The sequence below is a fragment of the Pseudomonas triticicola genome, from assembly GCF_019145375.1.
GTDB classification, from domain to species: domain Bacteria; phylum Pseudomonadota; class Gammaproteobacteria; order Pseudomonadales; family Pseudomonadaceae; genus Aquipseudomonas; species Aquipseudomonas triticicola.
In genome coordinates, this window is the sequence record NZ_JAHSTX010000002.1 from 702,270 (window position 1) to 727,378 (window position 25,109).

Annotated in this window: 27 protein-coding genes; 26 read left to right on the forward strand and 1 reads right to left on the reverse strand. The window is 60.1% G+C overall.

Features of this window, described 5'->3' with window-relative positions; all coding sequences use genetic code 11:
• From tgt to KVG85_RS25090, 5 genes are all read left to right on the forward strand, one after another.
• On the forward strand, positions 1 to 1,116 hold the full coding sequence (gene tgt / locus KVG85_RS25070) for a tRNA guanosine(34) transglycosylase Tgt (protein WP_160768392.1): 1,116 nt from the start codon (positions 1 to 3) through the stop codon (positions 1,114 to 1,116).
• Between the two features lie 43 nt (positions 1,117 to 1,159).
• Complete coding sequence (yajC, locus tag KVG85_RS25075; protein ID WP_016773317.1) at positions 1,160 to 1,498, forward strand: preprotein translocase subunit YajC; 339 nt, start codon at positions 1,160 to 1,162, stop codon at positions 1,496 to 1,498.
• A gap of 65 nt (positions 1,499 to 1,563) precedes the next feature.
• Positions 1,564 to 3,432, forward strand: a complete 1,869-nt coding sequence (gene secD / locus KVG85_RS25080) for a protein translocase subunit SecD (protein ID WP_016773318.1) — start codon at positions 1,564 to 1,566, stop codon at positions 3,430 to 3,432.
• Positions 3,433 to 3,441: 9 nt separating this feature from the next.
• The gene (secF, locus tag KVG85_RS25085; RefSeq protein WP_150741864.1) at positions 3,442 to 4,356 is read left to right on the forward strand and encodes a protein translocase subunit SecF; all 915 of its coding nucleotides are present in this window, start codon (positions 3,442 to 3,444) and stop codon (positions 4,354 to 4,356) included.
• 121 nt (positions 4,357 to 4,477) lie between these two features.
• Positions 4,478 to 5,026, forward strand: a complete 549-nt coding sequence (locus tag KVG85_RS25090; RefSeq protein ID WP_007916907.1) for a glycine zipper 2TM domain-containing protein — start codon at positions 4,478 to 4,480, stop codon at positions 5,024 to 5,026.
• Between the two features lie 155 nt (positions 5,027 to 5,181).
• Here KVG85_RS25090 and suhB read toward each other — a convergent pair whose 3' ends face one another.
• Positions 5,182 to 6,000, reverse strand: a complete 819-nt coding sequence (gene suhB / locus KVG85_RS25095) for a type III secretion system regulator SuhB (protein WP_016773320.1) — start codon at positions 5,998 to 6,000, stop codon at positions 5,182 to 5,184.
• A 145-nt stretch (positions 6,001 to 6,145) separates the two neighbouring features.
• Between suhB and trmJ the strand changes: the two genes are divergently transcribed.
• The 21 genes from trmJ to KVG85_RS25200 all read left to right on the forward strand — a co-directional run bounded on the left by trmJ (position 6,146) and on the right by KVG85_RS25200 (position 24,961).
• A complete protein-coding gene (gene trmJ, locus KVG85_RS25100; RefSeq protein WP_217865306.1) occupies positions 6,146 to 6,916 on the forward strand; it encodes a tRNA (cytosine(32)/uridine(32)-2'-O)-methyltransferase TrmJ in 771 nt (256 codons plus the stop codon).
• Between the two features lie 3 nt (positions 6,917 to 6,919).
• Positions 6,920 to 7,696: a serine O-acetyltransferase gene (cysE, locus tag KVG85_RS25105; RefSeq protein ID WP_217865307.1), complete on the forward strand. Its 777-nt coding sequence runs from the start codon at positions 6,920 to 6,922 to the stop codon at positions 7,694 to 7,696.
• 240 nt (positions 7,697 to 7,936) lie between these two features.
• Positions 7,937 to 8,428 (forward strand): Fe-S cluster assembly transcriptional regulator IscR, encoded by a 492-nt coding sequence (gene iscR / locus KVG85_RS25110; protein WP_016773323.1) that lies wholly within the window; start codon positions 7,937 to 7,939, stop codon positions 8,426 to 8,428.
• Positions 8,429 to 8,478: 50 nt separating this feature from the next.
• Positions 8,479 to 9,693, forward strand: a complete 1,215-nt coding sequence (locus KVG85_RS25115) for an IscS subfamily cysteine desulfurase (RefSeq protein WP_016773324.1) — start codon at positions 8,479 to 8,481, stop codon at positions 9,691 to 9,693.
• 101 nt (positions 9,694 to 9,794) lie between these two features.
• Positions 9,795 to 10,181: a Fe-S cluster assembly scaffold IscU gene (gene iscU, locus KVG85_RS25120; protein ID WP_003227907.1), complete on the forward strand. Its 387-nt coding sequence runs from the start codon at positions 9,795 to 9,797 to the stop codon at positions 10,179 to 10,181.
• A 34-nt stretch (positions 10,182 to 10,215) separates the two neighbouring features.
• Positions 10,216 to 10,539, forward strand: coding sequence for an iron-sulfur cluster assembly protein IscA (iscA, locus tag KVG85_RS25125; protein WP_003227904.1), 324 nt, complete (start codon positions 10,216 to 10,218; stop codon positions 10,537 to 10,539).
• Between the two features lie 8 nt (positions 10,540 to 10,547).
• Entirely contained in the window at positions 10,548 to 11,069 is a 522-nt protein-coding gene (gene hscB / locus KVG85_RS25130) for a co-chaperone HscB (RefSeq protein WP_016773325.1), read from the forward strand.
• 50 nt (positions 11,070 to 11,119) lie between these two features.
• Positions 11,120 to 12,985, forward strand: a complete 1,866-nt coding sequence (gene hscA / locus KVG85_RS25135) for a Fe-S protein assembly chaperone HscA (RefSeq protein WP_137214102.1) — start codon at positions 11,120 to 11,122, stop codon at positions 12,983 to 12,985.
• On the forward strand, positions 12,985 to 13,326 hold the full coding sequence (gene fdx, locus KVG85_RS25140) for an ISC system 2Fe-2S type ferredoxin (RefSeq protein ID WP_016773327.1): 342 nt from the start codon (positions 12,985 to 12,987) through the stop codon (positions 13,324 to 13,326). Before hscA ends, fdx begins: the two co-directional genes overlap by 1 nt.
• Before the next feature lie 14 nt (positions 13,327 to 13,340).
• Positions 13,341 to 13,541, forward strand: coding sequence for a Fe-S cluster assembly protein IscX (gene iscX / locus KVG85_RS25145; protein ID WP_217865308.1), 201 nt, complete (start codon positions 13,341 to 13,343; stop codon positions 13,539 to 13,541).
• A gap of 88 nt (positions 13,542 to 13,629) precedes the next feature.
• The gene (gene ndk / locus KVG85_RS25150) at positions 13,630 to 14,055 is read left to right on the forward strand and encodes a nucleoside-diphosphate kinase (RefSeq protein WP_016773329.1); all 426 of its coding nucleotides are present in this window, start codon (positions 13,630 to 13,632) and stop codon (positions 14,053 to 14,055) included.
• Positions 14,056 to 14,083: 28 nt separating this feature from the next.
• The gene (rlmN, locus tag KVG85_RS25155) at positions 14,084 to 15,232 is read left to right on the forward strand and encodes a dual-specificity RNA methyltransferase RlmN (RefSeq protein WP_024014215.1); all 1,149 of its coding nucleotides are present in this window, start codon (positions 14,084 to 14,086) and stop codon (positions 15,230 to 15,232) included.
• Positions 15,233 to 15,244: 12 nt separating this feature from the next.
• Positions 15,245 to 16,003, forward strand: coding sequence for a type IV pilus biogenesis/stability protein PilW (gene pilW / locus KVG85_RS25160; RefSeq protein WP_016773330.1), 759 nt, complete (start codon positions 15,245 to 15,247; stop codon positions 16,001 to 16,003).
• Complete coding sequence (locus KVG85_RS25165) at positions 16,003 to 17,022, forward strand: RodZ domain-containing protein (RefSeq protein WP_217865309.1); 1,020 nt, start codon at positions 16,003 to 16,005, stop codon at positions 17,020 to 17,022. Before pilW ends, KVG85_RS25165 begins: the two co-directional genes overlap by 1 nt.
• A gap of 3 nt (positions 17,023 to 17,025) precedes the next feature.
• On the forward strand, positions 17,026 to 18,135 hold the full coding sequence (ispG, locus tag KVG85_RS25170) for a flavodoxin-dependent (E)-4-hydroxy-3-methylbut-2-enyl-diphosphate synthase (RefSeq protein ID WP_016773332.1): 1,110 nt from the start codon (positions 17,026 to 17,028) through the stop codon (positions 18,133 to 18,135).
• Positions 18,136 to 18,157: 22 nt separating this feature from the next.
• On the forward strand, positions 18,158 to 19,447 hold the full coding sequence (gene hisS, locus KVG85_RS25175; RefSeq protein ID WP_217865310.1) for a histidine--tRNA ligase: 1,290 nt from the start codon (positions 18,158 to 18,160) through the stop codon (positions 19,445 to 19,447).
• A 41-nt stretch (positions 19,448 to 19,488) separates the two neighbouring features.
• Positions 19,489 to 20,130, forward strand: coding sequence for a tetratricopeptide repeat protein (locus tag KVG85_RS25180; RefSeq protein ID WP_056790153.1), 642 nt, complete (start codon positions 19,489 to 19,491; stop codon positions 20,128 to 20,130).
• Complete coding sequence (bamB, locus tag KVG85_RS25185) at positions 20,123 to 21,274, forward strand: outer membrane protein assembly factor BamB (RefSeq protein ID WP_039761439.1); 1,152 nt, start codon at positions 20,123 to 20,125, stop codon at positions 21,272 to 21,274. Before KVG85_RS25180 ends, bamB begins: the two co-directional genes overlap by 8 nt.
• A gap of 135 nt (positions 21,275 to 21,409) precedes the next feature.
• Entirely contained in the window at positions 21,410 to 22,882 is a 1,473-nt protein-coding gene (gene der / locus KVG85_RS25190) for a ribosome biogenesis GTPase Der (RefSeq protein ID WP_024014210.1), read from the forward strand.
• A gap of 151 nt (positions 22,883 to 23,033) precedes the next feature.
• Positions 23,034 to 24,182, forward strand: coding sequence for a pyridoxal phosphate-dependent aminotransferase (locus KVG85_RS25195; protein WP_122602386.1), 1,149 nt, complete (start codon positions 23,034 to 23,036; stop codon positions 24,180 to 24,182).
• Positions 24,170 to 24,961 carry an amidohydrolase gene (locus KVG85_RS25200; protein WP_122507799.1) on the forward strand — a complete coding sequence of 264 codons (792 nt, stop codon included), beginning with the start codon at positions 24,170 to 24,172 and terminating at the stop codon, positions 24,959 to 24,961. The genes KVG85_RS25195 and KVG85_RS25200 overlap by 13 nt, the downstream gene beginning before the upstream one ends.
• Positions 24,962 to 25,109: the final 148 nt, after the last annotated feature.

The window sequence follows — 25,109 nt, forward strand, 5'->3', positions numbered from 1 at the left end:
ATGTCCTTTGAGCTGCTGGCCACCGATGGCAAGGCTCGTCGTGGTCGCCTGACCTTCCCCCGTGGCACCGTCGAGACCCCGGCGTTCATGCCGGTCGGCACCTACGGCACGGTCAAGGGCATGCTGCCGCGCGACATCGTCGCCACGGGCGCGGAAATCATTCTGGGCAACACCTTTCACCTGTGGCTGCGTCCCGGCACTCAAGTGATCAAGGAACACGGCGACCTGCACGATTTCATGCAGTGGAAAGGCCCGATCCTCACTGACTCCGGCGGCTTCCAGGTGTTCAGCCTCGGCGCGATGCGCAAGATCAAGGAGGAGGGCGTGACCTTCGCTTCTCCGGTCGACGGCGCCAAAGTGTTCATGGGCCCGGAAGAGTCGATGCAGGTGCAGCGCGATCTCGGTTCCGACATCGTGATGATCTTCGACGAATGCACGCCTTATCCGGCTGACGAAGACGTCGCGCGCGTATCGATGGAATTGTCGCTGCGCTGGGCGCAGCGTTCGAAGAATGCCCACGGCGACAACACCGCGGCGCTGTTCGGCATCGTCCAGGGTGGCATGCATGAAAACCTGCGCATGCGCTCGCTCGAAGGCCTCGACAAGATCGGCTTCGACGGCCTCGCCATCGGCGGTCTGTCGGTGGGCGAACCGAAGCACGAAATGATCAAGGTGCTGGATTATCTGCCGGGCCAGATGCCCGCTGACAAACCTCGTTACCTTATGGGCGTTGGCAAACCGGAAGATCTGGTTGAGGGTGTGCGCCGCGGGGTGGACATGTTCGATTGCGTGATGCCAACCCGTAATGCCCGCAATGGGCATCTGTTCATCGATACCGGTGTGCTGAAGATCCGTAACGCGTTCCATCGCCATGATGAATCGCCGCTGGATCCGACCTGCGATTGCTATACCTGCCAGAACTTCTCGCGCGCTTATCTGCATCACCTGGACAAGTGCGGCGAAATGCTCGGCAGCATGCTCAATACCATCCATAACTTGCGCCATTATCAGGTGCTCATGGCTGGTTTGCGCGAGGCTATTCAACAGGGTACATTGGCCGCCTTTGTCGATGCCTTCTACGCCAAACGCGGACTTCCCGTTCCGCCTTTGGACTGAGTTTTCTGACCCCAAGATTCAACATTTGCAACTGGAGTGCTAAATGAGCTTTTTTATCTCTAACGCCATGGCTGACGCAGCTGCACCGGCTGCTGCAAGTCCAATGGGCGGCGGCTTCGAGTGGATTTTCCTGGTCGGCTTCCTGGTCATCTTCTACCTGATGATCTGGCGTCCACAGGCCAAGCGCGCCAAAGAGCAGAAGAACCTGCTGAGCAGCCTGCAGAAGGGCGACGAAGTCGTGACCACTGGCGGCATCGCCGGCAAGATCACCAAGGTTGCCGATGACTTCGTGGTTCTGGAAGTGTCCGACACCGTGGAAATGAAGTTCCAGAAAGGCGCCATCGCCGCCACGCTGCCAAAAGGCACGCTGAAAGCGATCTAAGAGCAACAACTTCTACTCAATCGACGGGGCGCGCAAGGCGCCCCGCGTTCATAACGGGCGGCGTGATGCTGAACAAATACCCTCTGTGGAAATACATTCTGATCCTGGCGGTGCTGGCGATCGGTCTGATTTATTCCGCTCCCAATCTTTATCCTGATGACCCGGCCATTCAGATCAGCGGCGCCAGCACGGCTCTGCAGGTCAATGACGCCGATCTGGCTCGCGTCAGCACAGCGCTGAAAGAGTCCGGCATCAACGTCAAGGCGGCCACGCTGACGGCAGGCGGCAAGGGCGGTCTGATCCGTCTGAGCAAGGCTGAAGACCAGCTGCCGGCCAAGGACGTTGTACGCAAGGCATTGGGTGATGACTACGTCGTCGCGCTGAACCTGGCACAGACCACCCCGCAATGGCTGCGCAACCTCGGTGCGCACCCGATGAAGCTGGGTCTGGACTTGTCCGGTGGTGTGCACTTCCTGCTCGAAGTGGACATGGACAAAGCCCTCGATGCGCGCCTGAAAGTCTACGAAGGCGACGTCAAGAGCCTGCTGCGCAAAGAGAAGCTGCGCTATCGCAGCCTGCCGCAACTGGGCGGTGCCATTCAGTTGGGCTTCAGCGATGAAGACTCCCGCGAACAGGCCCGTGCGCTGATCCGCAAGAACTTCAACGATTTCGACATTGTTCCGGCCGACCTCAACGGTCAACCGGTGCTGCGTCTGGCGATGACCCCGGCCAAGCTGGCGGAAATCCGTGAATACTCCATCAAGCAGAACCTGACCACGGTACGTAACCGCGTCAACGAGCTGGGTGTTGCCGAACCGATCGTGCAGCGCCAGGGCGCCAACCGCATCGTGGTTGAGCTGCCGGGCGTGCAGGACACTGCCGAAGCCAAGCGTATTCTCGGCAAGACGGCCAACCTCGAGTTCCGTCTGGCCGCCGAGCCGGGCGCTTCGAAAGCCACTTCCGAATCGTTCGAATTCCGCGAAGGCAACCGTCCGCCAGCGCAGATCGAGCGTGGCCTGATCATCACCGGTGACCAGGTCACCGACGCCAAGGCCGGTTTCGGCGAACACGGCACGCCTGAAGTGAACATCCGTCTGGATGGCCACGGTGGCGAGCTGATGAGCCGCGCGACCCGTTCCAACGTCGGTCGCAGCATGGCGGTGATCTTCATCGAACAGCGTCCGGTCACCACTTACACCAAGCAAGTGGTTGATGGCGTCGAGAAAGACGTTGCGGTGCAGACGTTCAAGGAAGAGAAGAAGATCATCAGCCTGGCGACCATTCAGTCGCCGCTGGGTGCGCAATTCCGCATCACTGGCCTGAACGGTCAGGGCGAGTCGTCTGAACTGGCGCTGCTGCTGCGTGCCGGTGGTCTGGCTGCACCGATGTACTTCGCTGAAGAGCGCACAATCGGTCCGAGCCTGGGTGCTGACAACATCACCAAAGGTATCGATGCTTCCCTGTGGGGCATGCTGTTCGTGTCGCTGTTCATCATCGCCATCTACCGCTTCTTCGGCGTCATCGCCACCGTCGCGCTGGCGGTGAACATGGTGCTGCTGCTGGCGTTGATGTCGTTGCTGGGCGCCACGCTGACCCTGCCGGGTATCGCCGGTATCGTCTTGACGATGGGTATGGCGGTTGACGCCAACGTACTGATCTTCTCGCGGATTCGTGAAGAGATCGCCGCCGGCATGACTGTGCAGCGGGCAATCAACGAAGGCTTCGGCCGGGCATTCACCGCGATTCTCGACGCCAACCTGACCACGTTGCTGGTCGGCGGCATTCTCTTCGCCATGGGCACCGGCCCGGTGAAGGGTTTCGCAGTGACGATGTCCCTCGGGATCTTTACCTCGATGTTCACGGCCATCATGGTGACCCGCGCAATGGTCAACCTGATCTTTGGCGGACGTGACTTCAAGAAGTTGTGGATTTAAGGGGCTGCCATGTTACGTACAATCAACTTCATGGGCGTTCGCAACTTCGCGTTCGGCGTCACCGTGTTGCTTACCGTCATTGCCTTGTTCAGTGTCGCCACCAAGGGCATGAACTGGGGTCTGGACTTCACCGGCGGTACGCTCATCGAGCTGACCTACGAGCGCCCGGCCGACGTCACCAAGGTGCGCGAGCAACTGGCGACTTCCGGTTATCACGAAGCCGTGGTGCAGAACTTCGGTGCGACGACCGACCTGCTGGTGCGCATGCCGGGTGAAGACCCGCAGCTGGGCCATCAAGTAGCGGAAGCGCTTCAAAAGGTCGGCGGTGACAACCCGGCGACGGTCAAGCGTGTCGAGTTCGTCGGCCCGCAGGTCGGTGAAGAACTGCGCGACCAGGGCGGCCTCGGCATGCTGCTGGCGCTCGGCGGCATCCTGATCTACCTGGCGTTCCGCTTTCAGTGGAAGTTCGCGGTCGGCGCCATTGTCTCGCTGATCCACGACGTGATCGTGACCGTGGGTATCCTCTCGTACTTCCAGATCACCTTCGATCTGACAGTGCTGGCGGCGGTGCTGGCGATCATCGGTTACTCGCTGAACGACACCATCGTGGTTTTCGACCGGGTACGTGAGAACTTCCGCGTGCTGCGCAAGGCGACGCTGATCGAGAACATCAACATCTCGACCACCCAGACCCTGCTGCGCACCATGGCGACCTCGATCTCCACTCTGCTGGCGATCGCGGCGCTGCTGTTCTTCGGTGGCGACAACCTGTTCGGTTTCTCCATCGCACTGTTCATCGGTGTACTGGCGGGTACCTACTCGTCGATCTACATCGCCAACGTGGTGCTGATCTGGCTGAACCTGACCACCGAGGATCTGATTCCTCCGGCCAACACCGACAAGGAAGTCGACGACCGTCCATAACGGTCAGCGATTTCCCGGCTGTCAGCCAACAAAAGGCGCGAGTTGAACTCGCGCCTTTTTTTGTGCTCCAAGGCTGGGAGAAGCGCGGGCGCGTCCCGCATGTGATGGTCAGGAGGTTCATGTGAACAAGTCGTTGCTGGTTGGTGCGGTATTGGGTGCTGTCGGTGTCACAGCCGGGGGTGCTGTTGCCACCTACAGCCTGGTTAAAAGCGGCCCTGAGTATGCGCAAGTATTAGCCGTTGAGCCGGTCAAGACACAGATCAAGACTCCACGTGAAGTATGCAAGGATGTAACGGTGACTCGTCAGGCACCGGTAAAAGATCAACACCAGATCGCCGGGACCGTGGTCGGTGCGCTGGCCGGTGGTTTGCTGGGCAACCAGATTGGCGGCGGTACCGGCAAGAAGATTGCCACGGTGGCCGGTGCGGTCGGTGGCGGTTATGCGGGCAACAAGGTGCAGGAGGGCATGCAGGAGCGTGACACCTACACCACCACGCAAACCCGCTGCAACACGGTCAATGACATCAGCGACAAGGTCGTCGGCTACGACGTGCGTTACTCGCTCGATGGCAAGGAAGGCAAGGTGCGGATGGATCGCGATCCGGGTAACCAGATTCCGGTCGACAAGGAAGGCAAGCTGATCCTTTCGCAGAATGAGCCGGCTCAGTAAGGATTTACGGTTGTGAAAAGAAGCACCCTGCGGGGTGCTTTTTTTATACCCGCGATTTAGGGCTGAACGCGGTTCTCCCACAGGGAATTGTGCTGTTTGGAATTGCAGGCATAAAAAAAGCACCCCGGAGGGTGCTTTTTGGTTCCGCGTGAAGCTTAGCGCTTCAGCGAGGCCGGCAGGTGCGGCTGGATCGCCGTCAGCACTGCCTTGAAGCATTTGGTGTTGCCGGCAACGATGTGGCCTTTTTCCAGGAAGTCGTGACCGCCGGTGAAATCGCTCACCAGGCCGCCGGCTTCTTGAATCAGCAGGGCGCCTGCAGCCATGTCCCACTCGGACAGGCCCGATTCCCAGAACGCATCGAAACGACCGGCAGCTACGTAAGCCAGGTCCAGGCTCGCCGAGCCTGCACGGCGAATACCGGCGGTCTGGCCAACCAGGGCGCGGAACATGCCGAGGTAGTTGTCGAGGTTGTCCATCTGGTCGTCACGGAACGGGAAGCCGGTACCCAGCAGTGCACCGTCGAGGCTGGTACGACCGCTGACGCGCAGACGACGACCGTTCAGTTGAGCGCCGCGACCACGGCTGGCGGTGAATTCTTCCTGGCGAACCGGGTCCAGAACCACTGCGTGTTCCAGGCGACCACGATATTTGCAGGCAATGCTCACTGCAAAGTGCGGAATGCCACGGAGGAAATTGGTGGTGCCGTCCAGCGGATCGATGATCCACAGGTACTCTTCGCCTTCGATGCCGGTGCCAGCGTGCAGGCCGGTTTCTTCACCCTGAATCGAGTGATTCGGGTAAGCCTTGCGCAGGGCATCGATGATTTTCTGTTCAGCGGCGCGATCGACCTCGGATACGTAATCCTTGGCGTCTTTTTCGTCGACCTTGATGGTATCCAGGCGCTCGATGGAGCGGAAGATCAGTTCACTGGCGCTGCGGGCGGCGCGCAGCGCGATATTCAGCATGGGCTGCATGGATGTGTCACCTAAGGTTGTTAAAGAAAGCCGCGCATTCTATCAGAACTTTTCTTCAGGTGAAGGACGCTGTTCGCTTTCATAGCTTAACGGTAGGCTGTTCTGTAAGATTTGCCCCCCTTTCCTGTGTCCGAGAGCGCCTCCCTTGCTGCAGAACATTCGTGTCGTCCTGGTCAACACCAGCCACCCCGGCAACATCGGCGGGGTCGCGCGCGCCATGAAAAACATGGGTCTGTCGCGACTGGTGCTGGTCGAACCGCGGGTCTTCCCGCACCACGAGGCCGATGCTCGCGCCTCCGGTGCCGGTGACATCCTTGAAAACGCCCAGGTCGTCGCCACCTTGGAAGACGCTTTGGTCGGTTGCAATCTGGTGCTCGGCACCAGCGCCCGCGACCGGCGTATTCCCTGGCCGCTGCTCGACCCGCGCGAATGTGGCAACAAGGTGGTCGAGGAAGCCGGGCAGGGCGCCGAGATTGCTTTGGTGTTCGGCCGTGAAGATTCCGGCCTGACCAATGAAGAGCTGCAGCGATGTCACTTCCATGTGCACATCCCTTCTGACCCGACGTTCAGTTCGCTGAACCTTGGGGCGGCGGTGCAGGTGTTGAGTTATGAGGTGCGCATGGCGTGGCTGGCCGCACAGGGTCAGCCGAGCAAGGTCGAGAAAGAAGAAGTGGCCTCGGTGAAAAGCGCCGAGCTGGCGACCATGGATGAGCTGGAGCGATTCTATGAGCACCTGGAACAGACGCTGGTTGCCATCGAATTCCTCGACCCGGAAAAGCCTCGGCACTTGATGGCGCGCCTGCGCCGGTTGTACGGACGCAGCTCGGTCAGCCGGGCGGAAATGAATATTTTGCGTGGCATCCTCACGGAAACCCAGAAAGCGGCCCGTGGCGAGCTTCTAAAGCGGAAGGATTAAATGATGTTTGAGCGTTTGCGTGAAGATATCCAAAGCGTATTCCATCGAGACCCGGCGGCGCGTAACGCTTTTGAAGTCCTGACCTGCTACCCCGGCATGCATGCGATCTGGATTCATCGTCTGGCCGGCATGCTCTGGCGCAACGAATTGAAGTGGCTGGCGCGGCTGGTGTCGAACTTCGGTCGCTGGCTGACCGGGATCGAGATTCATCCGGGCGCCAAGGTCGGTCGGCGTTTCTTCATCGACCACGGCATGGGCATCGTCATTGGTGAAACCGCCGAGATCGGCGACGACGTCACCATCTATCAAGGTGTGACCCTCGGCGGCACCAGCTGGAACAAAGGCAAGCGCCACCCGACGCTGGGTGATGGCGTGGTGGTAGGTGCCGGGGCCAAGGTTCTCGGTCCGTTCACGGTGGGTGCCGGCGCCAAAGTCGGCTCCAACGCTGTGGTCACCAAGGAAGTGCCGCCGGGCGCAACGGTGGTGGGGATTCCGGGGCGGATCATCATCAAGACCGACGAAGAGCAGGACGCCAAGCGCAAAGCCATGGCGGAAAAGATCGGTTTCGACGCCTACGGTGTCAGCGAAGACATGCCCGACCCGGTGGCCCGCGCCATCGGCCAATTGCTCGATCACCTGCAAGCGGTGGACGGGCGTCTGGAAGGCATGTGCGGCGCGCTGAAGGATCTGGGCAGCAATTACTGTGCGAAAGATCTGCCTTCGCTGCGCGAAGAAGACTTCGCTTGCGTCAAGGGCAAGGACGAATCGAAAGCCGGCTGAACCGCGGCGCTGCTTTTCGCGAGCAGGCTCGCTCCCACAAGAGCAATGCATTCCAATGTGGGAGCGAGCCTGCTCGCGAAGAACGATCACGCGGTTGCGCTGGCTGTCCGCGCCCCGTCTTTGCTATAGTGCGCGCGCTCTTTTGCGGGTAAACCCGACTAAAGCACTAGGTCTTATAGTTGACTTAAATGCTCGGGAATTGCATACTCCCGCCCATTCCGAACTCCGTGGTAACTGTCCATGCGACTGACTACAAAAGGCCGATACGCCGTGACCGCCATGCTTGACCTGGCGTTGCACGCGCAGCACGGGCCGGTGTCTCTGGCCGATATCTCCGAGCGCCAAGGCATCTCCCTGTCCTACCTCGAACAGCTGTTCGCCAAGCTGCGCCGCAGCAACCTGGTTTCCAGCGTTCGCGGTCCGGGTGGTGGCTACCAGTTGTCCCGCGACATGCAGGGCATCCAGGTCGCCCAGGTGATCGATGCGGTGAACGAATCGGTCGATGCCACCAAGTGCCAGGGCCAGGGCGATTGCCATTCCGGTGATACCTGCCTGACCCATCACCTGTGGTGCGACTTGAGCCTGCAGATTCACGAATTTCTGAGCGGTATCAGCTTGGCCGACCTTGTGACTCGCCGTGAGGTACAAGAAGTAGCCCAGCGTCAGGACCAGCGCCGTTGCAGCAGCAAGGCGCCACGCCTGGACAAGATTGAAGCGTCCGCCGTCGAATGACAGCCGAAGAGCTACCCGCGGCACGCCAGCCCTGATTTAGGAGATAGTCCATGAAATTGCCGATTTACCTTGATTACTCTGCAACCACCCCGGTTGATCCGCGCGTTGCGCAGAAAATGAGTGAATGCCTGCTGGTCGACGGAAACTTCGGTAACCCGGCGTCCCGCTCCCACGTGTTCGGCTGGAAGGCTGAAGAGTCCGTCGAAAACGCTCGTCGTCAGGTGGCCGATCTGGTCAACGCCGACCCGCGCGAAATCGTCTGGACCTCCGGTGCCACTGAATCCGACAACCTGGCGATCAAGGGCGCGGCACATTTCTACGCTTCCAAGGGCAAGCACCTGATCACCAGCAAGATCGAGCACAAGGCTGTCCTCGACACCATGCGCCAGCTGGAGCGTGAAGGTTTCGAAGTGACCTACCTCGAGCCGACCGAAGACGGTCTGATCACCCCGGCAATGATTGATGCGGCCCTGCGCGAAGACACCATTCTGGTGTCGGTGATGCACGTCAACAACGAAATCGGCACCATCAACGACATCGCCGCCATCGGCGAGATGCTGCGCGCCAAGGGCGTGCTGTTCCATGTCGACGCTGCTCAGTCCACCGGCAAGGTCGAAATCGATCTGCAGAAGCTGAAAGTCGACATGATGTCGTTCTCCGCCCACAAGACTTATGGCCCTAAAGGCATCGGCGCGCTGTACGTCAGCCGCAAGCCGCGTGTGCGCATCGAAGCGACCATGCACGGCGGCGGTCACGAGCGCGGCATGCGTTCCGGCACCCTGGCGACCCACCAGATCGTCGGTATGGGCGAAGCGTTCCGCGTAGCCAAGGAAGACATGGCCGCTGAAAACGTGCGCATCAAAGCCTTGAGCGATCGCTTCTACAAGCAGGTCGAGCACCTGGAAGAGCTGTACGTCAACGGCAGCCTGACCGCCCGCGTTCCGCACAACCTGAACCTGAGCTTCAACTACGTTGAAGGCGAGTCGCTGATCATGGCGCTCAAGGATCTGGCGGTATCGTCCGGTTCGGCATGCACCTCGGCGTCGCTGGAGCCTTCGTACGTACTGCGCGCCCTGGGCCGCAACGACGAACTGGCACACAGCTCGATCCGCTTTACCTTCGGCCGTTTCACCACCGAAGAAGAAATCGACTACGCCGCGCAGAAAGTCTGCGAGGCCGTTACCAAGCTGCGCGCTCTGTCGCCGCTGTGGGACATGTACAAAGACGGCGTCGATATCTCGAAAATCGAGTGGGCGGCACACTAACTATAGAAGCCGCCGGATACAGATCCTGTAGCGACGCGGCGGTTCACGCAGCGCAGTTGCAGGGTCTCAAGAGCGGCCCTGATGAGTGAGGATTGAGAATCATGGCTTACAGCGAAAAGGTCATCGACCACTACGAAAACCCGCGCAACGTCGGCAAGATGAACGCGGAAGATCCTGATGTCGGCACCGGCATGGTCGGCGCTCCGGCGTGCGGCGACGTGATGCGTCTGCAGATCAAGGTCAACGATCAGGGCGTTATCGAAGACGCCAAGTTCAAGACCTACGGTTGCGGTTCGGCAATCGCCTCCAGCTCCCTCGCCACCGAGTGGATGAAGGGCAAGACCCTGGACGAAGCCGAAACCATCAAGAACACTCAGCTGGCCGAAGAACTGGCCCTGCCGCCAGTGAAAATCCACTGCTCCGTGCTCGCAGAAGACGCTATCAAAGCGGCAGTTCGCGACTACAAGCAGAAGAAAGGCTTGATCTGAATTTCAAGATTCGGCGACGAGTAAGGAGTCAACGATGGCTATCAGCATGACAGAAGCGGCTGCTCGACACGTGCGGCGCTCCCTCGACGGGCGCGGCAAAGGTGAAGGGATTCGTCTGGGTGTTCGCACCACAGGCTGTTCCGGCCTTGCCTACGTGCTGGAGTTTGTCGACGAGGTAGTGGCGGAAGATCAGGTGTTCGAGAGTCACGGCGAAAAAGTGATCATCGACCCGAAGAGCCTGGCCTACCTGGACGGCACCGAGCTCGACTTCGTCAAGGAAGGGTTGAACGAAGGCTTCAAGTTCAACAACCCCAACGTGCGCGGTGAATGTGGCTGCGGCGAAAGCTTCAACATCTGAGGCTGGTCGTGGGTATTCCTTGTCATTTCGCTTTATTCGAGCTGCAACCGAGCTTCCGCCTGGATCTCGAGCAGTTGGCCACGCGCTACCGTGAGTTGGCGCGCGGCGTCCATCCTGACCGTTTTGCCGATGCATCCGAACGCGAGCAGCGCTCGGCACTCGAGCAATCGGCGCGGCTCAACGACGCCTACCAGACGCTCAAGAGTCCGGCCCAGCGCGCACGCTACCTGCTGAAAATCAGCGGGCATGAAGTGCCGATGGAAGTCACTGTCCACGATCCCGAGTTTCTTTTGCAGCAGATGCAATGGCGCGAAGAGCTCGAAGATCTGCAGGACAGTGCCGACCTCGACGGTGTCGCGGTATTCAAGCGTCGCTTGAAGGCGGCTCAGGAGCAGCTCAACGAAAGCTTCGCAGCCTGTTGGGATGATGCAGCGCAACGCGAGCAGGCCGAACGCCTGATGCGGCGCATGCAGTTCCTCGACAAGCTCACCTACGAAGTGCGCCAGCTGGAAGAGCGCCTCGACGATTAACCCAGTGCTGCCCTGATTGCACGCTGACAGACAGACAAGACCTGATCACCATGGCTCTACTGCAGATCGCCGAACCCGGCCAAAGTCCTCAACCGCACCAGCGTCGCCTGGCTGTGGGCATCGACTTGGGTACTACCAATTCGCTGGTCGCTGCGCTGCGCAGTGGTCTTTCCGAACCGCTGGCCGACGCGAGCGGGCAGGTCATCCTGCCCTCCGCCGTGCGTTATCACGCCGACCGCGTCGAAGTTGGTGAGTCCGCCAAGCTGGCGGCAGCCTCCGATCCTCTGAACACTGTGCTCTCGGTCAAACGCTTGATGGGTCGTGGTCTGTCCGACGTCAAGCAATTGGGCGAGCAGTTGCCGTACCGCTTTGTCGGCGGCGAATCGCACATGCCGTTCATCGATACTGTGCAAGGCCCGAAAAGCCCGGTCGAAGTTTCCGCCGATATCCTCAAGGTCCTGCGTCAGCGCGCTGAAGCGACCTTGGGCGGCGAACTGGTTGGCGCGGTGATCACCGTTCCTGCCTACTTCGACGATGCGCAGCGTCAGGCCACCAAAGACGCGGCCAAACTCGCCGGTCTGAACGTGTTGCGTCTGCTCAACGAGCCGACCGCTGCTGCGGTGGCTTATGGTTTGGATCAGCACGCTGAAGGTCTGGTGGCGATTTATGACCTCGGTGGTGGTACCTTCGATATTTCGATTCTGCGTCTGACTGGCGGCGTCTTTGAAGTTCTGGCCACTGGCGGCGACAGCGCGCTGGGCGGCGATGACTTCGATCACGCGATTGCCGGCTGGATCATCGAGAGCGCTGGCCTGTCCGCCGATCTCGACCCGGGTGCACAACGCAATCTGCTGCAAATCGCCTGTGCGGCCAAAGAAGCTTTGACCGACGCTGCCAGCGTTGAAGTGGCTTACGGCGACTGGAAAGCACAACTGACCCGCGAAGCCTTCGATGCGCTGATAGAGCCGATGGTCGCGCGCAGCCTGAAAGCCTGCCGCCGCGCCGTCCGCGATTCCGGTATTGAACTGGAAGACGTCCACGCCGTGGTCATGGTCGGCGGTTCGACCCGCGTTCCACGTGTGCGTGAAGCCGTTGCCGAAGCGTTCGGTCGTCAGCCATTGACGGAAATCGACCCGGATCAAGTGGTGGCCATCGGGGCCGCGATCCAGGCCGACACCCTGGCTGGCAACAAGCGCGATGGCGGCGAACTGCTGCTGCTCGATGTGATTCCGCTGTCCCTGGGGCTGGAAACCATGGGCGGTCTGATGGAGAAGGTGATTCCGCGCAACACCACCATCCCCGTCGCGCGCGCCCAGGACTTCACCACTTATAAAGACGGCCAGTCGGCCATGGCGATCCACGTGTTGCAGGGTGAGCGCGAGCTGATCAGCGACTGCCGCTCTCTGGCGCGTTTCGAATTGCGCGGCATTCCGGCGATGGTGGCCGGTGCAGCGAAAATTCGCGTGACCTTCCAGGTCGATGCCGACGGTCTGCTCAGCGTGTCTGCCCGTGAATTGGGCTCGGGCGTTGAAGCGAGCATTCAGGTCAAACCTTCCTATGGTCTGACCGATGGCGAAATCGCCAAGATGCTCAAAGATTCGTTCCAGCATGCCAATGACGACAAGGTCGCCCGCGTTCTGCGTGAGCAGCAAGTCGATGCCCAACGCCTGCTCGAAGCGGTGCAGGGCGCTCTGGAGGCCGATGGCGAGCGTTTGCTCGACGCCGAAGAGCGCATGGTCATCGAACTGCAAATGCAGGAACTGGCCGAACTGATGAAAGGTACCGATGGCTACGCCATCGAGCAGCAGACCAAACGTCTGTCGCAAGTGACCGATGCTTTTGCTGCCCGCCGCATGGATCTGACGGTGAAAGCCGCTCTGTCGGGGCGCAACCTGAATGAAATCGAGGATATCTGATGCCGCAGGTCATTTTTCTGCCCCACGAGAAGTTCTGCCCTGAAGGCATGGTGGTCGAGGCTGCGCCCGGCACATCGATTCTCGAACTGGCCCACGAACACCATATCGAGATGGAAAGCGCGTGCGGCGGCGTCTGCGCCTGCACCACGTGCCACTGCATCATCCGCGAGGGTTTTGACTCGCTGGAAGAGGCCGACGAGCTGGAGGAAGACTTCCTCGATCGTGCCTGGGGCCTTGAGGCGCAATCGCGTCTGGCTTGCCAGGCTATCGTTGGTGAAGAAGACCTCACCGTCGAAATTCCGAAATATTCGCTTAACCATGCGGCTGAAGCGCCGCACTGACTGGTAAGACTGTCATGAGCTACGGTTGGAATGATGTTCAACGCATTGCAGAAGAGCTGGCCGAGGCCCATGAGGGACTCGACCCGTATTCTGTAGGTTTTGTCCGTTTGCAGCAGATGATTCTTGAACTGCCTGGCTTTGATGCTTCTTCTGGCCGGGTCGGCGAGAAGGTGCTGGAAGCGGTTCAGCAGCTCTGGGCTGAAGAATTGGACTGATCGTCCTCGCAGGTTAGGCAATACCCAAGAACCCGCGTATAATTCGCGGGTTTAATTTTTCGCAAATTACCGTTTCTGGAGTTACACCATGGCTGTTCAACGTACTTTCTCCATCATCAAGCCTGACGCCGTTGCTAAAAACGTGATCGGCAAGATCACCACTCGCTTCGAAGACGCTGGCCTGCGCGTTGTAGCTTCGAAACTGAAGCAACTGTCCAAAGCCGAAGCCGAAGGCTTCTACGCTGAGCACAGCGAGCGCGGTTTCTTCGGTGACCTGGTTGCTTTCATGACTTCCGGTCCGGTTGTCGTTCAGGTTCTGGAAGGTGAAAACGCTATCGCTCGCAACCGTGAGCTGATGGGCGCTACCAATCCTAAAGAAGCTGCTCCAGGCACCATCCGTGCTGACTTCGCTGAATCGATCGACGCCAACGCCGTTCACGGTTCGGACTCCGAAGCTGCTGCCGCTCGCGAAATCGCTTACTTCTTCGCAGCTACTGAAGTAACCACTCGCTAAGCATTGCTTGCAGAGTGAAGGTGAATCCATGACTACATCGACTGTTAAAACAAACCTGCTGGGTCTGACCCAGCCGGAAATGGAAAAATTCTTCGACTCAATCGGGGAGAAGCGTTTCCGTGCCGGTCAGGTAATGAAATGGATTCACCACTTTGGCGTCGATGATTTCGACGCCATGACGAACGTCAGCAAAGCCTTGCGCGACAAGCTCAAGGCCATTGCTGAAGTGCGTGGTCCGGAAGTGGTCAGCGAGGACATCTCCAGCGACGGCACCCGTAAATGGGTGGTGCGCGTGGCGTCCGGCAGCTGCGTCGAGACCGTGTACATTCCCCAGGGCAAGCGCGGCACTCTGTGCGTTTCGTCCCAGGCAGGCTGTGCCCTGGATTGCAGTTTCTGCTCCACCGGCAAGCAAGGCTTCAACAGCAACCTCACCGCCGCCGAAGTCATCGGTCAGGTGTGGATTGCCAACAAATCTTTCGGCAGCGTCCCGGCCACCGTCGACCGCGCCATCACCAACGTGGTGATGATGGGCATGGGCGAGCCGTTGCTGAACTTCGACAACGTCGTCGCCGCCATGCATCTGATGATGGATGACCTTGGCTACGGGATCTCCAAGCGCCGCGTGACCCTGTCCACCTCGGGTGTGGTGCCGATGATCGATGAGCTGGCCAAGCACATCGACGTGTCCCTGGCGTTGTCCCTGCACGCACCGAATGACGCATTGCGTAACCAATTGGTGCCGATCAACAAGAAATATCCGCTTAAGATGCTGCTCGAGTCGTGCCAGCGCTACATGTCCGCCCTTGGCGAGAAACGTGTGCTGACCATCGAGTACACCTTGCTCAAGGACGTCAACGACAAGCTTGAGCACGCGGTGGAAATGATCGAGTTGCTTAAAGATATCCCGTGCAAGATCAACCTGATTCCATTCAACCCGTTCCCGCACTCCGGGTACGAGCGGCCGAGCAACAACGCCATCCGCCGCTTCCAGGATCAGTTGCATCAGGCCGGTTTCAACGTCACTGTGCGCACCACTCGTGGTGAAGACATCGACGCCGCATGTGGTCAATTGGTAGGGCAGGTGCTGGATCGCACCCGTCGCAGCGAACGTTACATCGCCGTGCGCGAGTTGAGCGCCGACAGCGATCTGGCACAGAACGCCGCGAACACTAACTAAGAGAGGATCTCTATGTCCCTGCGCTTTGCGCTGCTGTTGCTGTTGGCCAGCCTGTGTGCTGGTTGTGTCCTGTCGGGTGACTACAACCCGATGAAGACCAGCAAGGGCCGCGATGAAGCGCGGGCTGCCTACGTGCAGCTGGGCCTGGGCTACCTGCAGCAGGGCATGACCGAGCGCGCCAAGGTGCCTTTGAAAAAAGCACTGGAGCTGGACGGTTCCGACCCCGACGCCAATGCGGCCCTCGGTCTGGTGTTTCAGGCCGAGATGGAGCCGGCACTGGCCGACGAGCACTTTCGCAAGGCCTTGTCCTCACGTCCTGCCGATGCGCGCATCCTCAACAACTACGGCAGTTTTCTCTACGAAGAACAGCGCTACAAGGAAGCCTACGAGCGTTTTGAACAAGCGGCCGCCGATACCCTGTATCCTGAGCGCTCGCGGGTCTTCGAAAACCTCGGCATGACCGCCGCCAAGCTTGGCCAGCGTGATCTGGCCCAGCAACAGCTGGAAAAAGCCCTGCGCCTGAATCGCCAACAACCACGCGCATTGCTGGAAATGGCTGAGTTGTCCTTCGAAGACAGGCATTATGTGCCCGCGCGTGACTATTACGACCGTTTCAGCCAGCTCACCGAACAAAATGCACGTAGTCTATTGCTCGGCGTTCGGCTGGCAAAAGTGTTTGAAGATCGCGACAAGGCAGCCAGTTACGGTCTGCAATTAAAACGACTCTATCCCGGTACGCCGGAATATCAGCAATACCTGTCGGAGCAATGATGAAAGCGGCGCATCCCGAAGTTGTAGCAGCGAATCGCGTAAATCCCGGTGAGACCCTGCGCCAGGCCCGCGAAAGCAATGGCTGGTCGCTGGCCGAAGTGGCCCTCAAGCTCAACCTCACCGTGACGTCCCTGAGCAATCTTGAAGCCGGCGCTTTCGACAAGCTGCCGGGGCATACCTTCGCTCGCGGTTACATTCGCGCCTATGCCAAATTGCTCGGCATGGACCAGACCGTTCTGGTTCAGCAATTCGACCAGTCCACCGGCACCGATTCCCAGGGCAGCAACGTTCACGCCCTCGGTCGTATCGAAGAGCCGGTGCGGGTTTCCCACACCATTTTGCGTATCGTCAGCCTGTTGCTGCTGATCGCGGTCATCGGCGGCGGATTCGTCTGGTGGCAGGATCAGACCTCCCAGCGCACCCGCGATCTGACCAGCCTGGCGCCGGAGCACGTCGAAGTCGAAGGCGCTGACGGCACCACGCAGATCCACCCGATCGACGAGCCGGAAGACCAGGCTGTCGCCGAAAATCAGGCTGACAATTCGACATCGCTGGCCTTGCCGCAGTCGGAAACCAGTGCTGAATCGACCGGCGCCGAATCTGCTGCGCCAGCGACCGAGCCAGCTGCCCCGGCACTTGCGCCAAGCGCTCCGGCACAGACGCCTGCACCAGTGGTGGCGGCTCCGGCCACTTCAGCGCCGAATGTCCCCGCGGCACCTGCCCCGACCGCGCCGGTCGCACAAGCGCCAAGCGCTGAAGCAGCTGCTCCGGTTGCCGGCGAAGGCCAGGTGCAATTGCAGTTCACCGGCGATTGCTGGGCACAGGTGACCGATGGCCGTGGCAAAGTGATTTTCAGTGGTCTGAAGCATAAAGGCGACAGCGTGACCGTTTCCGGCAAACCGCCGCTCAATGTGCGTCTGGGCGTTGCCCGCGCAGCACAGGTCAGCTACAACGGCCAACCGGTCGACATCGCTCCGTTCACCAGTGGCGAGACTGCTCGCCTGAAGTTGGGTCAATAAGTCATGCACGGCGAATCTCCAATCAAACGTCGCGAATCGCGCAAGATCTGGGTCGGCAACGTACCGGTGGGCGGCGATGCGCCGATCGCTGTGCAGAGCATGACCAACAGCGACACCAATGACGTCGCCGCGACCGTGGCGCAGATCAATCGTCTGGAAGCCGCCGGCGTCGACATCGTCCGCGTCTCGGTGCCGGACATGGACGCCGCCGAGGCGTTCGGCAAGATCAAGCAACTGGTCAAAGTGCCGTTGGTGGCCGATATCCACTTCGACTACAAAATCGCCTTGCGCGTGGCCGAACTGGGCGTGGACTGCCTACGCATCAACCCGGGCAACATCGGCCGTGAAGACCGCGTGCGTGCTGTGGTCGATGCTGCCCGTGATCGCGGTATTCCGATCCGCATCGGTGTCAACGCCGGTTCGCTGGAAAAAGACCTGCAAAAGAAATACGGCGAGCCGACCCCGGCGGCGCTGGTCGAATCCGCGCTGCGCCACGTTGAACACCTCGAACGCCTGAATTTCCAGGACTTCAAGGTTAGCGTGAAAGCCTCCGACGTGTTCATGGCCGTCGAAGCCTACCGTTTGCTGGCGAAAGAAATCGTCCAGCCGCTGCACCTCGGCATCACTGAAGCTGGCGGTTTGCGCTCGGGCACAGTGAAATCCGCCGTAGGCCTAGGTATGCTGCTCGCCGAAGGGATTGGCGATACTATCCGCATCTCGCTGGCGGCCGACCCGGTCGAGGAAGTGAAGGTCGGTTACGACATTCTCAAGTCTTTGCATCTGCGTTCCCGTGGCATCAACTTCATCGCCTGCCCGAGCTGCTCGCGGCAGAACTTCGATGTGGTCAAGACCATGAACGAGCTGGAAGGGCGCCTTGAAGACCTGCTGGTGCCGCTGGATGTCGCGGTCATCGGTTGCGTGGTCAATGGTCCCGGCGAAGCCAAGGAAGCCCATATCGGCTTGACCGGCGGCACGCCCAACCTGATTTACATCGACGGCAAACCGTCGCAGAAGCTGACGAATGACAATCTGGTGGACGAGCTGGAAAAGCTGATCCGCCAGAAAGCGGCCGAGAAGGTCGAAGCTGACGCTGCCGTTATCGCGCGCGGCTGATCGAACGAATTAAGGAAATTTTGTGAGCAAGTCTCTGCAAGCCATTCGTGGCATGAACGACATCCTGCCCGAACAGACCCCGCTGTGGCGTTATTTCGAAGGCACCGTGGCGCGTCTGCTGGATAACTACGGTTACAAGCAGATCCGCATGCCGATCGTCGAGTTCACCGAGCTGTTCAAGCGCTCGATCGGCGAAGTCACCGATATCGTCGAAAAAGAGATGTACACCTTCGAAGACCGCAACGGTGATTCGCTGACCCTGCGTCCGGAAGGCACCGCGGCCTGCGTGCGCGCAGTGCTCGAACACGGCATCACCGGCGGTGGTCAGGTGCAGAAACTCTGGTACATCGGCCCGATGTTCCGCCACGAGCGTCCGCAGAAAGGCCGTTATCGCCAGTTCCACCAGATCGGTCTGGAGGTGTTCAACCTCGACGGTCCGGACATCGACGCCGAGCTGATTATCATGACCTGGCGCCTGTGGGGCGAATTGGGCATTCGTGATGCGGTCAAGCTCGAGCTCAACAGCCTCGGCACTAGCGAATCCCGTGGTCGCTATCGTGAAGCGCTGGTCGAGTACCTCTCGGCGCACCACGACAAACTCGATGAAGACAGCCAGCGTCGCCTGAAAACCAACCCGCTGCGGGTGCTCGACACGAAAAATGCCGACACCCAGGCCGTGCTGGTCGATGCACCGAAAATGGCCGACTACCTCGACGACGAGTCCCGTACACACTTCGAAGGCCTGAAGGCGCGTCTGGATGCCGTCGGCATTCCTTACGTGCTTAACCCGAAACTGGTGCGCGGCCTCGATTACTACAGCAAAACCGTTTTCGAATGGGTCACCGACAAGCTCGGCGCCCAGGGCACCGTGTGCGCGGGCGGCCGTTACGACGGTCTGGTCGAGCAGATGGGCGGCAAGCCAACCCCGGGCGTCGGTTTCGCCATGGGCATCGAGCGTCTGGTGTTGATGCTCGAAACCCTCGAGCAGATCCCGCAGGAAATTTCCCGTCAGGTCGACGTCTACCTCTGCGCCTTCGGTGAAGAAGCCGAGCTGGCCGGTCTGGCCCTGGCCGAACGGGTCCGCGATGAACTTCCAAACCTGCGCCTGCAAGTCAATGCCGGCGCCGGCAGTTTCAAAAGCCAGTTCAAGAAGGCCGACAAGAGCGGTGCGCTGTACGCATTGATCCTCGGTGACGACGAAATGGCCCAGCAAGTGGTAGGTTTCAAACCCCTGCGTGGCCAGGGCGAACAACAAAGCATTGCCTGGGATGAGCTCGCCGCTCACCTGGCCACCTGCGTCGTGCAGGGTTGAAGCTGTCTTAACAGCCGATTTAGCGATTAAGGAGTATTGGGGTGTCGAGTACCGAAGACGAACAGTTGGCGGATTTGAAGGACTGGTGGACACGCAACGGCAAACCTCTGGTCACCGGCGGCCTGTTGGCGCTGGTTATCGTGTTCGGCTGGCAGGCCTGGCACAAATACCAGAGCAACCAGTCGCAAGGCGCCTCGGTGCTCTATCAGCAATTGCTGGAAACCACGCTGACGCCTGACGGCAAGCCTGATGCCGCCCGCGTTGCGGATCTGGCCGGCAAGCTCAACAGCGAATACGGCGGTTCGGCCTACGCGCAGTACGGCAGCCTGTTCGTCGCCAAAGTAGCGGTCGACAGCGGCAAGCTGGACGACGCGGCAACCGAACTCAAAGCCATCGTCGACAAACCGGCCAACCCGGCGCTGGGCGAAATCGCCCGTCAGCGTCTGGCGCAGGTGCTGGGCGCGCAGGACAAGGCCGAAGACGCCCTGAAACTGCTCGACGGCGATGCCGACAAAGCGTTCCTGGCCACTCGCGAAGAACTCAAGGGCGACCTGCTGGTGCGCTTGGGCCGTACCGATGACGCGAACAAGGCGTATCAAAAAGCCAAGGCGGCACTGTCGGATGAAGCGGCGGTCGGTGGCCTTCAAATCAAGCTCGACGACCTGGCCAAAGGGGATGCGTGACGTGATCCGTTGGAAGCATGCAGCATTGCTGGCTCTGGCCCTTCTGGCCGCGGGTTGCAGCAGCAACAGCAAGAAAGAATTGCCACCGGCCGAACTGACCGACTTCAAAGAAGAAGTGGTTCTGCACAAGCAGTGGAGCCGCTCGATCGGTGACGGTCAGGGCGAAACCTACAACATGCTGGTGCCGGCGATCGACGGTGACACCATCTACGCCGCCGATGTGACCGGTGTGGTGATGGCGCTGGATCGCAGCAACGGCGACGTGAAGTGGGACCAGGATCTGGAACTGCCTGTCTCCGGCGCCGTTGGCGTGGGTTACGGTCTGGTACTGATCGGTACACTGCGTGGCGAAGTCGTCGCTCTGGACACCAGCAACGGTGAAGAGAAGTGGCGTGCCCGCGTCAACAGTGAAGTGCTCGCGCCGCCAGCCAACAATGGCGACGTGGTCGTTGTGCAGACCCAGGACGATCGTCTGATCGGTCTGGACGCTGCCACCGGCAACCAGCGCTGGGTGTATGACAGCACCCCGGCGGTCCTGACCCTGCGTGGCACCAGTGCTCCGCTGGTCACCAACCGTCTGGCGGTAGCTGGCCTGTCGACCGGTAAAGTGGTCGCGCTGGACATCTCCAACGGCGTGCCGGTGTGGGAACAACGCATCGCCATTCCACAGGGTCGTTCGGAACTGGAGCGCGTGGTCGACATTGACGGCGGTCTGCTGCTGTCCGGCGGCACGCTGTACGTGGCCAGTTATCAGGGTCGCGTTGCGGCACTGGACCTGGAAAGCGGTCGTCAACTGTGGCAGCGCGATGCGTCGAGCTACGCCGGTATTGCTCAAGGTTTCGGCAGCGTCTACGTGAGCCTGTCCTCGGGCACCGTTGAAGGCGTCGACGAGCGTTCCACCACCGCACTGTGGAGCAACGACTCGCTGGCTCGCCGTCAACTGTCGGCACCGGAAGTGTTCTCCAGCTACGTAGCTGTGGGTGACCTGGAAGGTTATCTGCATCTGCTGAGTCAGGTCGACGGTCGTTTCGTCGGCCGTGAGCGCATCGACAGCGACGGCCTGCGTGCCCGTCCGCTGGTGGTGGGCGACACGATTTATGTGTATGGCAACAGCGGCAAACTGGAAGCCCTGACCATCAAGTAACAACTATGCTTGGGGTTCATCCCCAAGCGGCCCTGCATCAGCAGGGTTTGCAGCGCCCCCGGGTGTTGCCCCGAGCACCAGCCGCTGCCTCGCAGCGGCTTTTGTATTTTCTGAAATAACGAAGTGGAGAGCCGCATGGTTCCCGTAATCGCCCTGGTGGGCCGACCGAACGTCGGCAAGTCCACCTTGTTCAACCGCCTGACCAGGACGCGTGACGCCATCGTCGGCGACCTGTCCGGTCTGACCCGTGATCGCCAGTACGGTGAGGCCAAGTGGCAAGGGCGTTCCTACATTCTGATCGACACCGGCGGTATCTCCGGTGACGAACATGGTATGGACGAAAAAATGGCCGAGCAGTCGCTGCTGGCCATCGAAGAAGCCGATGTGGTGCTGTTTCTGGTAGATGCCAAGGCCGGTTTTACCGCTGCCGACCAGATGATCGCCGAGCATTTGCGCAAACGTAACAAGCGTTCCCACGTGGTGGCCAACAAGGTCGACAACATCGACCCGGAAATGGCCCGCGCCGAATTCGCCCCGCTGGGCATGGGCCACGCGATCCCGATCGCCGGCGCCCACGGCCGAGGCATCACGCAATTGCTGGAAGCCGCCCTGAGCGAATTCCCGCGCGATGATGACGAGCCGGCTGAAGGCGAAGAGGAAGAAGTCGTTGCCGAGGGCGAGGAAGCCAAGCGCATTCCTGGTCCGAGCGAAAAAGACGGGATCAAGATCGCCATCATCGGTCGTCCGAACGTCGGCAAGTCGACCCTGGTCAACCGCATGCTCGGTGAAGACCGCGTCATCGTGTATGACCAGCCGGGCACCACCCGCGACAGCATCTACATTCCGTTCGAGCGCAATGAAGAGAAGTACACGCTGATCGACACCGCCGGTGTGCGCAAGCGCGGCAAGATCCACGAAGAAGTCGAAAAGTTTTCCGTGGTCAAAACCCTGCAGGCGATCAAAGACGCCAACGTGGTGATCTTCGTCATGGACGCCCGCGAGGGTGTGGTCGATCACGACTTGAACCTGCTGGGCTTCGCGATCGAATCCGGTCGTGCGCTGGTCATCGCGATCAACAAGTGGGACGGCATGACGCCGAGCGAGCGCGACTTCGTCAAAGTCGAGCTGCAACGCCGACTGTTCTTCGTCGACTACGCCGACATTCACTTCATCTCGGCCCTGCACGGCACGGGCGTGGGCAACCTCTACGCCTCGGTGCAGAACTCGTTCAAGTCCGCTGTGACCCGCTGGCCGACCAACCGCCTCACCCAGATTCTCGAAGATGCGGTGGGCGAGCACGCGCCGCCAATGGTCAACAACCGCCGGATCAAGCTGCGTTACGCTCACTTGGGTGGTGCGAACCCGCCGATCATCGTGATCCACGGTAACCAGATCGAGAAAGTGCCGAAGTCGTATGTGCGCTATCTGGAAAACACTTACCGCCGTGTACTCAAGCTGGTCGGTACGCCGATCCGCATCGAGTTCAAGGGCGGCGAGAACCCGTACGAAGGCAACAAGAACACGCTGACCGACCGCCAGGTCAACAAGAAGCGTCGCTTGATGTCGCACAACAAGAAAGCCAGCAAGAAGCGCCGCGACAAGAAGTAGAAGCAGCTGCGAGTTTCAAGCTGCAAGCTGCAAGTAAAAGCGGTAAAGCAGAGAGGGCTTCGTATGAAGCCCTTTTTTGTGGGCGCGGGTTTTTGCTTGCAGCTTGCAGCTTGACGCTTGAAACTTGCAGCTCACCTGCAAGGGGCCTCCGATGATCACCAGCAAGCTGCCGAATGTCGGCATCACTATTTTCACGCAGATGTCTCAGCTCGCGGCGCAGACCGGCGCGATCAACCTGTCCCAGGGTTTCCCTGATTTCGACGGCCCGCAGTCGTTGCGTGATGCGGTCGGGCGGCATATCGCCAGTGGCCATAACCAGTATTCGCCGATGACCGGTTTGCCGGCGTTGCGTCAGCAGATCGCGGCCAAGATCGCGCGCAGCTATGGCGTGACTGTCGATGCCGATCATGAAGTGACGGTAACGCCCGGTGCGACTCAGGCGATCTTCTGCGCGATTCAGGCAGTGATTCACAGCGGCGATGAAGTCATCGTGTTCGATCCGTGCTACGACAGCTACGCCCCGGCGACGGAGTTGGCGGGCGGTCGTTGCGTGCATGTGCAGCTGAATCCGGACGATTTCTCCATCGACTTCGACCAGCTCGCTGCGGCCCTGAGCCCGCGGACGAAAATGATCGTCATCAACACCCCGCACAACCCTAGCGGCGCATTGATCAGCCGCGCCGAGCTCGATCAACTGGCGGCGTTGATCCGCGATCGCGACATCTATCTGATCAGCGACGAAGTCTACGAGCACCTGGTCTTCGACGGCGTGCCGCATGTCAGCGTGCTGGCCCATGAAGAGCTGTATCAGCGCGCGTTCGTGGTCAGTTCGTTCGGCAAGACGTACCACGTCACCGGCTGGAAAACCGGCTACGTCGTCGCCCCGCCAGCGCTGACGGCCGAGCTGCGCAAGGTGCATCAGTACGTGAGTTTCTGTGGCGTCACACCGCTGCAATACGCGCTGGCCGATTACATGGCCGAGCACCCGGAGCACGTTGAAGAGCTGCCGGGTTTCTATCAGGCCAAGCGCGATCTGTTCTGCGATCTGCTCGCGCCGTCGCGCTTCAGTTTTACCCGGGTCACTGGCACCTATTTCCAATTGGTCGATTATTCGCAGATCCGTCCGGATCTGAACGATGTTGAGATGGCCATGTGGATGACTCGCGAGCACGGTGTCGCGAGCATTCCGGTGTCGGTGTTCTACCAGAATCCACCGCAGGGCCAGCGCCTGATACGCCTGTGCTTTGCCAAACGCGAGGAGACGCTGCGTGAAGCGGCGGCGAAACTATGCGTGATCTGAGTGCATTGCCAGACCTGACCCTGGCGCTGATCCAGACCAGCCTGGCCTGGCACGATCGCCAGGCCAACCTCGAGCATTTCGAGCTGCTGCTGGAGCAGGCCCGGGGCGCCGATCTGATCATCCTGCCGGAGATGTTCACCACCGGATTCTCAATGGAATCGGAAACCCTCGCTGAAGCCGAAAACGGCCCGACCAGCAAATGGCTGCGGGCGCAGGCGGCGAAGTTCGATGCGGTCATCACTGGCAGCGTGATCATTCAGGCGGCTGACGGCAGCCATCGCAACCGCTTGCTCTGGGCGCGGCCGGACGGCGAAGTGCTGCATTACGACAAGCGTCACCTGTTCCGCATGGCCGGCGAGCACAACCATTACACGCCGGGCGAGCGGCAGGTGCAGTTCGAGCTCAAGGGTTGGCGGATTCGTCCGCTGATCTGCTACGACCTGCGCTTCCCGGTGTGGAGCCGCGACGCGCAGGACACCGATCTGCTGCTATACACCGCCAATTGGCCGGGCGCACGGCGTCTGCACTGGAACCGTCTGCTGCCGGCACGAGCGATTGAAAATCTCTGCTACGTGGCAGCAGTCAATCGGGTGGGCAGCGATGGCAAAGGCTTCGCTTATACCGGCGACAGTCAGGTGCTGGATTTCCAGGGCGAGACGTTGCTGGCGGCGGGGGAGGCGGATGGCGTGTTCAAGGTAATTGTGGAAGCGGCGCCGTTGGCGGCGTATCGCGAGCGCTTTCCGGCGAACCTGGATGCCGACACGTTTGAGTTCACCTGATACTCCCAGCGCCTGTCAGGACGCCTTCGCGAGCAGGCTCGCTCCCACAGGGAAATGTGTTCCAAATGTGGGAGCGAGCCTGCTCGCGAAAGGGCCATAAAAGTCAGCCAGAATCCTGTAGGCAAAAAAAGGCCCCGGAGCTCACACT